Annotated in this window: 12 protein-coding genes; 6 read left to right on the forward strand and 6 right to left on the reverse strand. The window is 49.7% G+C overall.

Annotated features, from left to right (window positions below; genetic code table 11):
* Positions 1-63: 63 nt before the first annotated feature.
* Positions 64-1,263 carry a calcium-binding protein gene (locus O3660_RS00725; protein WP_371464437.1) on the reverse strand — a complete coding sequence of 400 codons (1,200 nt, stop codon included), beginning with the start codon at positions 1,261-1,263 and terminating at the stop codon, positions 64-66.
* 609 nt (positions 1,264-1,872) lie between these two features.
* Between O3660_RS00725 and rfbD the strand changes: the two genes are divergently transcribed.
* From rfbD to O3660_RS00750, 5 genes are all read left to right on the forward strand, one after another.
* Positions 1,873-2,736, forward strand: coding sequence for a dTDP-4-dehydrorhamnose reductase (gene rfbD, locus O3660_RS00730; protein ID WP_049352388.1), 864 nt, complete (start codon positions 1,873-1,875; stop codon positions 2,734-2,736).
* Between the two features lie 150 nt (positions 2,737-2,886).
* Positions 2,887-5,736: an excinuclease ABC subunit UvrA gene (gene uvrA / locus O3660_RS00735; RefSeq protein WP_049352391.1), complete on the forward strand. Its 2,850-nt coding sequence runs from the start codon at positions 2,887-2,889 to the stop codon at positions 5,734-5,736.
* A gap of 21 nt (positions 5,737-5,757) precedes the next feature.
* Positions 5,758-6,627, forward strand: coding sequence for a hypothetical protein (locus O3660_RS00740; protein ID WP_065425742.1), 870 nt, complete (start codon positions 5,758-5,760; stop codon positions 6,625-6,627).
* A gap of 107 nt (positions 6,628-6,734) precedes the next feature.
* Positions 6,735-7,004 carry a hypothetical protein gene (locus O3660_RS00745; RefSeq protein ID WP_371464438.1) on the forward strand — a complete coding sequence of 90 codons (270 nt, stop codon included), beginning with the start codon at positions 6,735-6,737 and terminating at the stop codon, positions 7,002-7,004.
* 256 nt (positions 7,005-7,260) lie between these two features.
* Positions 7,261-7,791, forward strand: a complete 531-nt coding sequence (locus O3660_RS00750) for a transposase (protein ID WP_049351540.1) — start codon at positions 7,261-7,263, stop codon at positions 7,789-7,791.
* 296 nt (positions 7,792-8,087) lie between these two features.
* Here O3660_RS00750 and O3660_RS00755 read toward each other — a convergent pair whose 3' ends face one another.
* The 5 genes from O3660_RS00755 to O3660_RS00775 form a co-directional block, all read right to left on the reverse strand.
* Complete coding sequence (locus tag O3660_RS00755) at positions 8,088-8,474, reverse strand: DUF5339 family protein (RefSeq protein WP_371464439.1); 387 nt, start codon at positions 8,472-8,474, stop codon at positions 8,088-8,090.
* A 189-nt stretch (positions 8,475-8,663) separates the two neighbouring features.
* On the reverse strand, positions 8,664-10,445 hold the full coding sequence (gene nrdD / locus O3660_RS00760; RefSeq protein ID WP_371464440.1) for an anaerobic ribonucleoside-triphosphate reductase: 1,782 nt from the start codon (positions 10,443-10,445) through the stop codon (positions 8,664-8,666).
* A gap of 35 nt (positions 10,446-10,480) precedes the next feature.
* Entirely contained in the window at positions 10,481-11,017 is a 537-nt protein-coding gene (gene nrdG / locus O3660_RS00765; RefSeq protein ID WP_371464442.1) for an anaerobic ribonucleoside-triphosphate reductase activating protein, read from the reverse strand.
* 287 nt (positions 11,018-11,304) lie between these two features.
* Entirely contained in the window at positions 11,305-12,447 is a 1,143-nt protein-coding gene (locus O3660_RS00770) for a class I SAM-dependent RNA methyltransferase (protein WP_371464443.1), read from the reverse strand.
* A gap of 116 nt (positions 12,448-12,563) precedes the next feature.
* Positions 12,564-13,955, reverse strand: coding sequence for a nucleobase:cation symporter-2 family protein (locus tag O3660_RS00775; RefSeq protein ID WP_070460825.1), 1,392 nt, complete (start codon positions 13,953-13,955; stop codon positions 12,564-12,566).
* A gap of 337 nt (positions 13,956-14,292) precedes the next feature.
* Between O3660_RS00775 and dapA the strand changes: the two genes are divergently transcribed.
* Positions 14,293-15,168, forward strand: a complete 876-nt coding sequence (gene dapA, locus O3660_RS00780; protein ID WP_371464444.1) for a 4-hydroxy-tetrahydrodipicolinate synthase — start codon at positions 14,293-14,295, stop codon at positions 15,166-15,168.
* Positions 15,169-15,171: the final 3 nt, after the last annotated feature.

Below are 15,171 nucleotides of genomic sequence, written 5' to 3' on the forward strand. Positions count from 1 at the left end.
TGAAACCTTATATTTTGGTTTCAGACGGCCTTAACCGTTGATTTCAGAGAAGAACCCTGAAAATTACCATCCAGAAACTTGAGTCTGTTCTTGGATGTGGTTCACAGCAGACAGAGAGTAGTAGTCACCGTGGCCGGTTACTTGGTAAGTGCTACCGTCAGCAAATTTGAAGTTTTCAACTTTGTGATTGTTACCGGTGAACCAGTCGTCGATGGTGATGCTGTCAGAACCGACAGAAACAGTCAGGTTAGCACCTGATTTGCTCAGCAATACGTCGGAAGCTGCAATGCCTTTACCGAACAACAGGGTGTCATTACCGCTTTCCTCACGGATAGTGTCGTGACCGTAACCTTTGTCGAAGAAGTAAGTGTCGTTACCGGTACCGCCGATCAGGATGTCGTTGCCGACACCGCCGTCGAGGTAGTCGTTACCGTCTTTACCAACCAGGCAGTCATCGCCGGCCAAACCGTACAGATGGTTGTTGCCGCCGTTACCTTCGATGTTGTTGTTCAAAGAGTTACCGGTACCGTTCAGGTTTTGCATACCTTGCAAAAACAGGTTTTCAACGTTATCAGTCAAGGTGTAGTCGATAACTGTACGAACAGTATCGATACCGCCGTTCAGATTACCGTACTCGATAACTTGGTCGTCGGCATCGTCAACGAAATAAACGTCGTTACCGTCGCCACCGCGCATGATGTCAGCACCGGAACCACCGTTCAGGTAGTCGTTACCGTCACCACCTTGCAGGTAGTCTTTACCTTCTTCACCGTACAGAGAGTCACCGTCGGCATCACCGTAAATGGTGTCGTTACCTGCACCGGCGTAGATTACGTCTGCGCCGTTGCCACCGAAGATGATGTCTTCGCCAGCAGTACCATAAATGGTATCTTTAGCATCAGTACCGCGGATAACGTTGGGTCGGATGATATTACCTGGGTTTTTGTCTTCGTGACCGTATGAGTTGTCTTGGTTATGGTCGTCAACACAGTCTTTGCAGTCTGGTTTTAGCTCTGGCTTAGGCTTAGGCTCAGGTTTTGGTTGTGGTTTTGGTTGTGGTTGTGGTTGTGGTTGTGGTTTTGGTTGCGGTTGTGGCTCAGGTTTTGGTTGAGGTGGTTTACGCTGAGGTTTTTGTGGTTGTGGTTGTGGTTGCGGTTCTGGTTGTGGCGCAGGTTTTAGTTGAGGTCGTCTACGCTTATGGCTCGGTTTGGTGTGCCAAGGGTGGTAAGGTGAACCAGGTACCACATTAACTATTGGCGGCACGCTGCCAATTCTAGAGGTGCTGCCGGTAGAACCAGAAGATTTTGATGAACCGCAGAAGTGAGCTGGGTCGGACTGCCCTGGAATAGAAGAGCAGTAAGGCTTACCTGGGGTCCAGATAGGCTTACTAGCCTGGGGTCCACGATGCCCGCTGTAAGATCTTGCCATAATAATTACTCCCAAAATGGTTAATAAAGATATCGAGCTAGAGGAACGAGCAAATCCGCCCTTGCTCAAATATTATTTTAGTTATATTTTTCAAGATATTTACTGAAAAATATCAAACGGTAGAATTTTCCGACAAAAGGACGGAGTTTTGCCTGTTTTTAAATTCCATTATCCTAGCAACAATAAAAATATCAACATTGATTCACACTCTCTCAAACAGCATAGATCCTTTATCTATCTTGTTGAAAGCTGAACTTTAACTATAGTTATAGTAAGCAAACATAATACCAATAAGTGGTTATTATTGTGGATAGATGATATCGATAATTTGCCCAAATACAGCCGCATCCGCATTTTGTTCTACGTCAATAATGTGAATTTGTCGTATTTACACTATAATGACACGAATACCTATTTAACAGCTATCAGAGGAGATACTCAACCATGCGTACTTTATTGACCGGAGCCAAAGGCCAGCTTGCCCGCTGTCTGCGCGACCGCCTGCCCGAAGATTGGGAACTGATTGCTACCGACTCTACTTCGCTGGACATTACCGATACCGAAGCCGTGCATCACATGATCAAAAACTTCCAACCAGATGCCATCGTTAATGCCGCGGCTTACACTGCCGTCGATAAAGCAGAAGAAAACGCAGAGGCTGCTTTTGCCGTCAACGCAACCGCTGTTCACAACCTGGCCGCAGCCGCCCGCGCCGCACACGCGCGCTTTATTCATATTTCCACTGATTATGTATTCGACGGCGAAGGCAAACGCCCTTACCGCGAAACCGACTACACCAATCCGCGCAGCACTTACGGTCAATCCAAAGTTGCAGGCGAGCTTTTGGCTTTAGCCGCGCATCCGGAAAGTACAATCGTCCGTACTTCATGGCTGTTTAGCGAATACGGCAGCAATTTCGTCAAAACCATGTTGCGCCTTGCTAAAGAGCGTGACTCCCTCTCCATCGTTCATGACCAAACCGGTTGCCCGACTTATGCAGGTGACTTGGCTCATGCCATCATCAGTTTATTGCAACAGCCTACTTCCCCACGCGGTATCTTCCATTACTGTGGCAATAAATCGGCAACATGGTACGAATTTACCAAAGCCATCTTTCAGACGGCCCACCAATTAGACGACAGCTTCCGCATTCCGGAACTGAACGCGATCACCACTGATCAATACCCCCTGCCCGCTCCACGTCCTGCATACAGCATCATGGATTGCTCACGCCTCGAGACCGAATTTGGTATCAAACCGTCCGACTGGCAAAAAGCCCTGCGCGAAATTCTCCGCACAATCGACTGATAAGCTGATCCATCTATATCAAGGCCGTCTGAAAACATATTTTCAGACGGCCTCTTTGTTTCTTTTATATCAAATGCTTTATCTATCCAGTCTGTCATTTGAAAAGTGCTACAATAGCCGTTTATTTTATTTTTCAGACGGCCTGACACCATGTGCAACCATCATCCCAAACATTCACACGACAACGACACCATCCGCATCCGCGGCGCGCGCACGCATAATTTGAAAAACGTCGATTTGGACATTCCGCGCCACAAACTGGTGGTGGTAACGGGGCTGTCGGGCAGCGGCAAGTCGTCGCTGGCGTTTGACACGTTGTATGCTGAAGGGCAGCGGCGTTATGTCGAGAGCCTGTCCGCCTATGCGCGGCAGTTTTTGCAGATGATGGACAAACCCGACGTCGATTTGATCGAGGGCCTGTCGCCCGCGATTTCCATTGAGCAGAAATCCACCAGCCACAATCCGCGTTCCACCGTCGGCACGGTAACGGAAATCCATGATTACCTGCGCCTTTTGTACGCCCGCGTCGGCACGCCGTATTGCCCCGAACACAATCTGCCGCTGTCGAGCCAGACCGTATCGCAGATGGTCGATGCCGTGTTGAAGCTGCCGGAAGACACGCGCGTGATGATTCTGGCGCCGGCGGTGCGCGAGCGTAAGGGCGAGTTTGTCGATTTCTTTGCCGACTTGCAGGCGCAAGGTTTTGCGCGGGTGCGCGTGGACGGCGAGGTCTATCAGTTGGACGAAGTGCCGAAGCTGGAAAAAAACATCAAGCACAATATCGACGTGGTCATCGACCGCGTGAAAGTGAAGGCGGACATCAAGCAGCGGCTGGCGGAAAGTTTTGAAACCGCGCTGCGCCACGGCAACGAGCGCGCGCTGGCAATGGAAATGGACAGCGGCGAAGAACATTGGTTTTCCGCACGTTTCGCCTGCCCCGTGTGTTCGTACAGCCTGCCCGAATTAGAGCCGCGCCTTTTTTCGTTCAACAATCCAATGGGTTCCTGCCCGACTTGCGACGGCTTGGGCAACACCAATTTCTTCGACCCCGAAAAAGTGGTCGCGCATCCCGAATTGTCATTGGCAACGGGCGCGATTGACGGCTGGGACAAACGCAACCAGTTCTATTTCCAAATGATTCAGTCGCTGGCACGGCATTACGGTTTCGACGTGCAGGCTGCTTGGGAAACGCTGCCTGAAAAAGTCAAAAAAGTCATCCTGCACGGCTCAGGCAAAGAAGTCATTGATTTTACTTACCTATCCGAACGCGGCACCACCTTCAACCGCAGCCACGCCTTCGAAGGCATCATCCCCAATCTCGAACGCCGCTACCGCGAAACCGACAGCGAAACCGTGCGCGAAAAACTGCGCGAATACCAAAACCACCGCGCCTGCCCGAGCTGCGGCGGCGCACGTTTGCGCAAAGAAGCCCGCTACGTTTACGTCAGCGGCGAGCCGTTGCACGAAGTCTCCGCCTGGCCGCTCACCAAAACCCACCAATTCTTCGAAACGCTGGATTTGGACGGCAACAAAAAACAAATCGCCGAAAAAATCCTCAAAGAAATCACCGAACGCCTCGGCTTCCTGATTAACGTCGGGCTGGATTACCTGAACTTGAGCCGCTCCGCCGAAACCCTTTCCGGCGGCGAAGCCCAGCGCATCCGCCTCGCCAGCCAAATCGGCAGCGGCCTGACCGGTGTGATGTACGTTTTGGACGAACCCTCCATCGGCCTGCACCAGCGCGACAACGACCGCCTGCTCGCCACCCTCAAACGCCTGCGCGATTTGGGCAACAGCGTGATTGTGGTCGAACACGACGAAGACGCCATCCGCGAAGCCGATTTCGTCGTCGATATGGGCCCCGGCGCAGGCGAACACGGCGGCAACGTATTGATTGCCGACACACCCGAAAACGTTGCCAAATGCGAAAAATCCGTTACCGGACAATACCTCAGCGGCAAAAAATCCATTGCCGTGCCGACTGAACGCACGCCCGTCAATCCCGACCGAATGCTCGTCCTCAAAGGCGCGCGCGGCAACAACCTCAAAAACGTTACCCTTGAGCTGCCGCTCGGTTTGATTACCTGCATCACCGGCGTATCCGGCAGCGGCAAATCCACCCTGATTAACGACACCCTCGCCAAAATCACCGCCCGCGAACTCAACCGCGCCCAAGAAGAACCCGCCCCATACGACGACATCCACGGCCTCGAACACCTCGACAAAGTCATCAACGTCGACCAATCCCCCATCGGCCGCACCCCGCGCTCCAACCCCGCCACCTACACCGGCCTGTTCACCCCCATCCGCGAACTCTTCGCCGGCGTCCCCCTCTCGCGCGAACGCGGCTACAACGTCGGCAGATTCTCCTTCAACGTCAAAGGCGGCCGCTGCGAAGCCTGCCAAGGCGACGGCGTGATTAAAGTCGAAATGCACTTCCTGCCCGACGTGTACGTCCCCTGCGAAGTCTGCCACGGCAAACGCTACAACCGCGAAACCCTCGAAATCCAATACAAAGGCAAAAACATCAGCCAAGTCCTCGACATGACCGTCGAAGAAGCCCGCGAATTTTTCGACGCCGTCCCCACCGTATCGCGCAAACTGCAAACCCTGATGGACGTAGGCCTCGGCTATATCCGCCTCGGCCAGTCCGCCACCACCCTCTCCGGCGGCGAAGCCCAACGCGTCAAACTCGCCCTGGAACTCTCCAAACGCGACACCGGCAGAACGCTCTATATCCTCGACGAACCCACCACCGGCCTGCATTTCGCCGACATCGCCCTGCTGCTGGAAGTCATAGGCCGTCTGAAAGGTAAAGGCAACTCGATTGTGATTATCGAGCATAATCTGGACGTGATTAAAACTGCGGATTGGATTGTGGACTTAGGGCCGGAAGGTGGCGATGGCGGGGGGAGGATTATTGCTTCAGGTAGCCCTGAGGAAGTGGCGAAAGTGAAAGGAAGTTATACTGGGAAGTATTTGGAATACATAATAAAATAATCATATTGACAGGAGTTGTTAATGACTAAATCAGCCACATCAGAACTTGAAAGATTGAAAAATAGGAAAAAGAATAAAGAGTCAATGAATCATATTTATGCAGAGAAGGGTAACAGCTACGTTATTCATTATTCTTGCGAGTCATTTTATGATGAACATAAAAAAGCATTTAAAACAGGAAGAGTAACATCTATAGGGCTCCGAAACTTAGAAGATGCTCAGACGCATTATTGGTCAATTTGGCTATCGGCTGAAATTAAGAAAAAAGAAGATAAGATAGATGAGTCATTAGATGAACTTGAAAAAGATGTACTTGATAACTATTTCAACTTTATTAGAACAAACTCTAGAGCTCATTATATTCATTGGAATATGAGAGATATTAATTATGGTTTCCAAGCTTTAGAGCATCGTTATAGAGTTTTAGGGGGTGAGCCGACTACTATTTCAGATGATAAAAAATTTGATTTAGCACGTGCTTTAGTTTCTTTATATGGGAGAAATTATGCAAGTCATGAGTATACAGACCAATATGGCAAAAAACATAAAGGTCGAATGATGGTACTTGCTGCTATGAACAAGGTAGCAACCAGGGATGCAATGGAAGGTGCTGAAGAAGCAAATGCATTTAAAGATAAAAATTATAAGGCATTGCATATGTCAACATTAAGAAAATTAGATATGTTAGCTAATTTTTTTGATAGGACTCATGCCAATACTTTAAAGAATAATGGAACATTTAGAGAAAAATACGGCTTCCATTGGTCTGTATTTCCAGAGATAGTGAAAGCTCATCCTCTATACACGGGACTTATCGTTATAGGTGGTTTACTTACTGTAGTATTACGATTTACTGATTCATGGAAAATTGTATCAAATTTGCTTAAATAAACTGTAAATCAGCAAGCCGTAGCCTGCATACCCACCGACCACGTGCGTGGCTGCGCCACACACCCTACCTGTGAATTACGCGAAACTTCAAAACCAACGCGTAGGGTGTGTGCGGTACGCACGCACGCGGTTGCTTGATTGACGGCTTGCCGTTTCAACATTTCAGACGGCCTCCAATGTCGTCTGAAAACGTCAGCTCCAACAAAGTTAAAACCTTAAACAACAAACCGTTCCTTCTTCAACACCCAAACCACAAGCAAAAATCCTATGGTACGTTATCGCAGCAAGCCTTATCCTGCATACTCAATCAACTGCGTGCGTGGCTACGCCACACACCCTACCTGCGAATCACGCGAAACTTCAAAACCAACGCGTAGCAAGCCGTAGCCTGCATATCCAACCGACCGCGTGCGTGGCTACGCCACACACCCTACCTGTGAATTACGCGGAACTTCAAAACCAACGTGTAGGGTGTGTGCGGTACGCACGCACGCGGTTGCTTGATTGATGGCTTGCCGTTTTAACTTTTCAGACGGCCTCCAATGTCGTCTGAAAGCGTCAGCTCCAACAAAGTTAAAACCTTAAACAACAAACCATTCCTTTTTCAACACCCAAACCACAAGCAAAAATCCTATGGCGCGTTATCGCAGAAACTTCATTGCCGGCGGCACATTCTTTTTCACTGTCAAACTCGCCGACTCGAAATCACGCCTGCTTGTCGAACATATCGGCTTATTGCGGGCGGCCTATATGGATGTGCAAAAACAATATCCCTTTGAAACCGTCGCCGCATGCGTACTGCCGAACCACATTCACGCCATTTGGACGCTGCCGCCCGACGATGCGGATTATTCCCTGCGCTGGCGGCTGATTAAAACCAAATTCTCCGCACATTTCCCTCGTGCCGAAAATCTGTCTGCCAGCAAACAGCGGCGGCACGAACGAGGTATTTGGCAACGGCGTTTTTACGAACACACCATGCACGACGAAACGGATTTGCAGCGTTGCGTGGACTATATCCATTTCAATCCCGTCAAACATCGATTGTGCGGCAATGTTCGCGATTGGGCGTTTTCGTCATTTCACCGTTATGTGCGGGATGGACGGCTGCCGTTAGATTGGGGCGGCACAAAAGAAACGGCGGTAATGAGTTTTGGAGAGTGAATGCCATAATAAAGAACTACCGACCGCGTGCGTGGCTGCGCCACACACCCTACCTGCAAATCACGCGGAACTTCAAAACCATCGCGTAGGGTGTGTGCGGTACGCACGCACTCGGTTGCTTGATTGACGGCTTGCTGTTGTAAATTTCAACTTAGTTAAAACTAACGCTTTCAGATGGCATGAGAAATGGCCGTCTGAAAACTGAAAAAGCTTTATCTAAAATAACTACCCTAACTCACACAACAAAAAACGGATTCCAAATTATTGGAATCCGTTTTTCAATAAAGCTATTTATATTATTTAGCTTCTTCTTTAGCATCTTCAGCAGCTTCTTTGGCATCTTCCGCTGCGTCTTTTGCATCTTCTTTAGCCTCTTCAGCAGCATCTTTGGCTTCTTCGGCTTTGTCTTCAGGAGTTTCGGCAGCAGGAACGCCTTTCAAAGCGTCCAAAGAAGTTTTACAAGTTGCATCGCGTTGGTCTGCAGGCAGGTTTTTCAGGGCTTCTTTGGTTTGTTCGAAAGATTTTTGCATCATGTCTTTGGTTGCGGCATCTACGTCTTTAGTTGCTTCGGCAAATGCTTTTTCGTACTCGTCACAAACGGCAGAAGAAGATGAGCCTGAACCGCTGCATGCTGACAGGGACAGGGCTGCCAACAAAGCCGCCAATAAAGCTGATGTTTTCATGTGTCTCTCACTTTTTTAAATTTAGGTTAAAGGATGTTATATGTTAATTCATTATATGAAGGTGTCAAGGTTTTTTGTTTAATTTAATCAAAAATATATCATTGAAAGAGTCAGTCTATATAAACATGATCAAGGCCGTCTGAAATTTCAGACGGCCCTTGCTTTTTTAAGTAATCCTTTTTTCAATGATTACGCCGCTTTACGGTGATAATGTCTGAGCGCGTGTTCTTTACGTCGACCGCTACTGAATGCGGATACGCGTTTCAGATAACCGATCACTCGGGTGCCGTAGTCGATGTCGTGGCTGCCGCAGACGGAACAGGCGTGCAGGGTGCGTTTGTCGATATGGCCGCATTCGTTGCAGATGGTGATGCGCACGTTTACGCAGAAGTAGTTGCAGCCGGTTTGTGCGGCAATATCCAACAGCGAGCGGTAGCCGGATTCGGGCAGGGCTTCGTCGAGGTTCAAGTGCAGTGCGGAGCCGCCATCGAGCCAGTCCACCAGTTCTTTGCCGTGCAGCAGGAATTTGTCGAGCGCGTTGATTTCTTCGTCTTCGACGACGTAGAAATAGGAGTTGTAACATTCGCGGCTGACTTGGTAGCCGTCGGCTTTGTCCCATTTGGCATTTTTCACGCCGAGGTTTTCGGCGGGAACAAACTCGGTGTTGAACTTCACGCCATAGTGTTTGCTGGCGGCTTGGTTGGCTTCGAATATGGTTTTCAGACGGCCTTGGACAAAATTGATGTAATCGTCGTTGTAGCCGACTTTGATGCCTTGCGATTCGGCGGCTTCCGCCATACCGTTGATGCCGATGGTAAGGAACTGTTTGTCCAGCGTGATGAAGCCTGCATCGTAAACGGGCAGCATTCCGGCGGTTTGGTATTCTTCCATCAGTTTGCGGTAGGCGTATTGGTATTTATGGATTTTGGCCACTTCGGTGGCAAGGTCGCGCCCGTCTTGTTCCAGCCGGTTCATGTTGATGGTGATGACGTTGATGGAACCGGTCGCTACGCCGCCCGCGCCGAGGGTGTAGCTGAAAGTGCGGTCTTCGATGGCGTTGCGCAGGCGGCAGCAGGAAGCCAAGGAGTCGGGATTATCGGAAAGATAGACGAAGAAGGAATTGCCTTCCGCCAACTCTTTCGCCATTTCGTCGGCGAACACGGTGTCTTTGCATTTGCCGCCGTCGGTCAGCATCGCGGCGGTCACGACAGGGAAGGTCAAAACGGCTTTGATGCGCTCCTGATTGAACCATTTGAGGAAGAAGTTTTGCAGCTTCGCCACGCTCGCCCACACCGGTTTGCTGAAATCGGGGAAAACGAAATCGCCGAACATCGCGTCGAAATAGTATTGATCATAAACGGAAATGTTCCAAAACACGCTCTGATAACCGCGCGCGGCGGCGGGCTGGTTGATGCTGTACACCACCTGCTGCATGTGGTTGGCGATTTCTTTGCCGTGGGTTTCCAAATAATCGTCGCCGTAGTCTTTGCGGGCGAAGTAGTCGAAATAGGTCAGAAACTCCACCGTCGCCACCGCGCCGGCAAACTGCGCGCTGATGGCAAACACTAGGTTGATAAACGAACCGCAAAACGAAGCCAAATGCTGCGGCGCCTTGGATTCACCGCCGAGTTTGCTTAACCCGTCGAGCAGGAAGGGATACAGCGTAACCGACACACAATAAGGTTTGAGGCTGGTTTCGTCGTGGACATAAATCTCGTGCGCCTCAATCTGGCGGATGTATTCGTCGGCGACGGATTGGTCGAAAATTTCGGCGATTTTGCGCGACACTTGGGCGCGGTTAATCTGCACGAAAAAGTCTTTCATGATTTCCGCTTCCATCGTGGCGATGTTTTTCTGGGTAACGTTGGCGTTGGCATCCATTTTCGAGCCGTCCGCCGCGTTTTGCGCGCTGATATAGTCGTGCATGAATTGCAGTTTGCCGTTTAACTGTTCGGGATGCAGCCGAATCATGTTAATTCCTCCTGTGTGGGTTGGATAAAAAAGCCTCAGGCCGTCTGAAAAGCGGCCGCCTGCGGCTGAGTCGTAATCGGGATGATTTTGGGCGCGGGTTTGTCTTTGATAAACAAGCGGTTCAACACCTCGCCCGTGCGCAAATCGATAAATTTCTGATTGGTTGCCGGGCTGTCCAAGCCGCCCAGCTCCATCTGCCAGCGGCCGGTTTTCAGATACGTCAGATAAGGCAGGATGCCGTCTGAAACCGCTTCCAGCTCCTCACGCTCCAGACCGGTGTACAAACAGGCTTTCAAACCCGCCTGCGTCACGATGCCCAACATTTTCTGCAAGGCTTCCGGCTGCCATTCCCCGCCCATAAACAACACGCAGCTAATCAGCCCGCGATAGCGTTTCAGACGGCCTCTCAAATAATCCTCGGTCAATTCCATGCCGATCCCCTCTTTCCACGCATCGGCACTGTGGCAGCCCTTGCAGCGCAGCGGGCAGCCTGAAAACAGAAACGCCAGCGACACTTCGCCCGGCACTTCCTGCCATACGATTTGCTCGATTGTAAATTTCAAACCGCACATTGCAATGCCATAAAACACAAGATATGGTGTGCATTAAAACACAATACTACTAAATATGGTATTTTATTTAACAATCCATCTTTATTTTGTAATAGCTTTTTATAATTTGATAGATTGTAAATTTCAATAATTACATCTACACGGCTCCCTTGATAAAGGTCGTCTGAAAACAATTTCAGTGCATTAATATAAAAAAAGAAAAGCAAACTCCGTTATAACAAAGACGGTTTTAACAAATCAAAAAAGGCCGTCTGAAATCATCTTTCAGACGGCCTTAATTTCAGGTTTTACCCCCGATTCGAGCCTTTAACCATATCCATCAAAAACAATCGGCAATCCAAGTTGCCATTAAACAGCGGAATCTTACGCTTCGGAGAAAGGCGCATAAATTTCGGCATATCTCGATCGCCGGTCAACATTCCGGCAAGCCAGCCTGCGTAATGCTGTTTCAACCATGTGCCCAGTTGAGGATAAAGCGCCTGTAAAGCCTGAATTTCGGCAAGGCGCACGCCATAAGGCGGATTGGAAATCATAATGCCGTGTTCGCCGTTTGGTCGCGCAGCCTGCACATCTTGCACGTCAAAGCGGATGAAATTATCCACTTCGGCGGCTTGGGCATTGGCCAATGCGGCACGAATCATATAACGGTCGTTGTCGCTGCCGGAAATGGGCGCGGCGGCCGGTTTGATTTGTTTTTCAGCTTCACGGCGCAGGGCTTGCCATTTTTCTTTGTCGAAGTTTTGCAGTTTTTCAAAACCGAAACGGCGCATCAAGCCCGGCGCACGGTGTGTCGCAATCCATGCAGCCTCAATGGCAATCGTGCCACTGCCGCAAAACGGGTCTTGGAAAGGCTGCGTACCGTCATAGCCTGCCAAAAGCAGCAAACCTGCCGCCAAATTTTCCCTCAATGGCGCTTCGCCTGTATCCTGACGATAGCCGCGTTTGAAGAGTGCTTCGCCGGAAGTATCGATAAAGATTTCCACATTGCGCTCATCGATAAAGGCATGAATGCGGATATCGGGGTTGATTTTGCCCACGCTCGGACGCGCATCATAAATATCCCGGAAGGCATCGCAGACGGCATCTTTGATCTTTAAACCGACAAAATCCAGGCTTTTCACATTGGCGCGCTTGCCTTCAACTTTGACTTTAAAGGTCTGCTCCAGCTTAAACCAACCTGTCCAATGCAGATTTCGTGCCAGTTTGTAGATATCGTGTTCGTTGCGATAACCGCCTTTGGTCAAGCGCAGCAAAACACGGCTGGCAACGCGCGAATGCAGGTTGATGCGATACACCTGCTCCATCGTGCCTTTACATGCCACACCGCCGTCAACAGCGCGGATATCCTGACATGCCATGTTTTCAAGTTCCTGCGTCAAAGGTGCTTCCAAACCGCGAGGACAAGTGATAAAAAGTGAATAAACCGTCATATAAAACCTTTCCGGGTAGAGCTATCCGAACCACTCGGATAACAAATAAAAACAATATTATAGCTGAAAAACCAAAGGCCGTCTGAAACTTCAGACGGCCTTTGAACAAAGCTTGCTTAGTGATCCAAACTGTCGGTTTCAACCTTAACCGCTTTATCGGTTTTGTCTTCCGGCAACACCAAGTTCAACAATACCGCCATAATACCGCCGGCAGAAATTGAATTTTGGAACAATACCGGCAGGTTTTTGAACACTTCCGGTTCAAACGCCACGCCTAAACCCAAACCGACAGAAGTAGCCGCGATGACCGCTTCACGACGGCGAATACCGTGGCTGACCAAAATCCGCACGCCTGCAATCGCAATCAGGCCGAACATCAACACCATCGCACCACCCAAAACCGGACTCGGAATCGTGGTAAACGCGCGGCCGATAACAGGGAACAAGCCCAACAATACCAAAATCGCCGCAATATATTTGCCCACATGGCGCGAAGCCACGCCGGTCATTTGAATCACGCCGTTGTTTTGCGCAAAAGTAGTCAAAGGCAAAGAGCCCAACGCAGTCGCAATCACAGACACCAAACCATCTGCCAATACGCCGCCGCGCAGACGTTTGGTGTATTCCTCACCCTCAATCGGCTGCTCGGAGACCATCGCAGTCGCGGTCAAATCGCCAACTGCCTCAAATACGCTCAACAAGAAAATCGCACCGGCAACGATAAACGCGTGCCAATCAAATGCGAAACCATATTTAAACGGAACAGGCAGGGTAATCAGCGGCAGGTTTTGCAGGGCGGAAAAATCTACTTTGCCCAAAAACAGCGCAACAATATAACCGACAATCAAACCCACCGCGATGCCGCTCATACGCAGCAATGGGTTTTTCAAGCAGTTGAAAACCAATACAATCAGCAACACCAGCGATGCCAGACCTAAGTTTTCCATCGAACCGAACGTACCGTCTGCTTTCGCACCGAAGCCGCCGCCAAAGTCAGTAATGCCGACATGCACCAAGCTCAAGCCGATCAACATGACGACCACGCCGCTTACAGTCGGCGTAATCACTTTTTTCAGATAAGGCAAAAGCCAAGCGGAGAAGCACACCAAAAACGCGCCGACAAAGGACACGCCCAAGAGCGTTGAAATCATCACATCTTTAGTCAAGCCGCCCTCTTTCATACCGGTACCGAGCGCAATCATCACGGTAACAAAAGAGAAGTTGACCGACTGAATCGACAACATACCCGAACCGACCGGCCCGAAACGGTTGACCTGCAAATAAGTGCCGACACCTGAAGCCACCATCGCCATCGACACCAAATAAGCCGTCATTTCAACCGGCAGCTCCAACGCCCCGCCGACAATCAATGCCGGAGTAATCATCGGGACAAAAATCGCCAGAAGGTGCGTAACCGCACTCAACAACGCATTACCAAACGGCGGCTTATCTTCCAAACCATAAACCAAATCAAGCGGTTCCGCTTGTTTTTCAGTCATTCCGGCCATGTTGAACCTTCTCTCAAGAATCGTTAAAAAATATTAAGATGCGTATTTTAACCAATTTGAAATGTATCAGCAAATTCAAAACCATCAGGCCGTCTGAAAGTTCCGCCCAATCGTTTTCAGACGGCCTCAAACCGCCTTAACACATTTTAATTCTTGACATCATTTTTCCATCTTAAAACAAACAAACCAATGATTTAAAAATGTATTATTCATTAAGATAATGACAAGTCACCATTAAACAGCAAAGCCGCTTAGCGGATATGTTTCACACAAACAACAAAGTAAGCTACAATCCACTGCATAATTCACCTACACCATAAAATTAAAAGGTTTCCGTATGTTAAAAGGCAGTCTGGTTGCCCTGATTACCCCGATGAATCAAGACGGCAGCATCAACTACGAACAACTTCATGACTTAATTGACTGGCATATTGAAAACGGCACCGACGGCATCGTTGCAGTCGGCACCACCGGCGAGTCAGCCACCCTGCCTGTTGAAGAACATTTGGCCGTTATTGAAGCCACTGTCAAACACGTCAACAAGCGCGTTCCCGTTATCGCTGGCACAGGCGCCAACAATACTGTCGAAGCCATCGCCCTTTCCAAAGCCGCCGAACAAGCCGGTGCGGACTATACCTTATCTGTTGTTCCCTACTACAACAAACCTTCGCAAGAAGGCATTTACCAACATTTCAAAGCCATCGCCGAAGCCACTTCGATTCCGATGATTATCTATAATGTTCCCGGCCGTACCGTCGTGAGCATGAGCAACGACACTATTTTGCGTTTGGCCGAGATTCCGAATATCGTCGGTGTGAAAGAAGCCAGCGGCAATATCGGCAACAACATCGAATTGATCAACAGCGTTCCTGAAGGTTTTGCCGTGTTCTCCGGCGATGACCCTACCGGCCTGCCTTTCATGCTGTGTGGCGGTCATGGCGTGGTAACCGTTGCAGCCAACGTTGCACCGAAACTCTTTGCCGACATGTGCCGAGCCGCCCTTGAGGGCGATATTGCGACCGCCCGTCGTCTAAACGAGCAACTTATCCCAATTTATAACACCATGTTCTGCGAGCCCAGCCCATCCGCGCCCAAATGGGGCCTGAGCTTATTGGGCAAATGCGAACCCCATGTTCGTCTGCCTTTGGTAGCACTGACCGAAGCCGGTCAAGCCAAAGTCCGAGCCGCTCTGGAAAAATCAGGACAAATCTGATCC

It is taken from the genome of Neisseria sp. 27098_8_139, from assembly GCF_041433195.1.
Lineage (GTDB): Bacteria > Pseudomonadota > Gammaproteobacteria > Burkholderiales > Neisseriaceae > Neisseria > Neisseria subflava.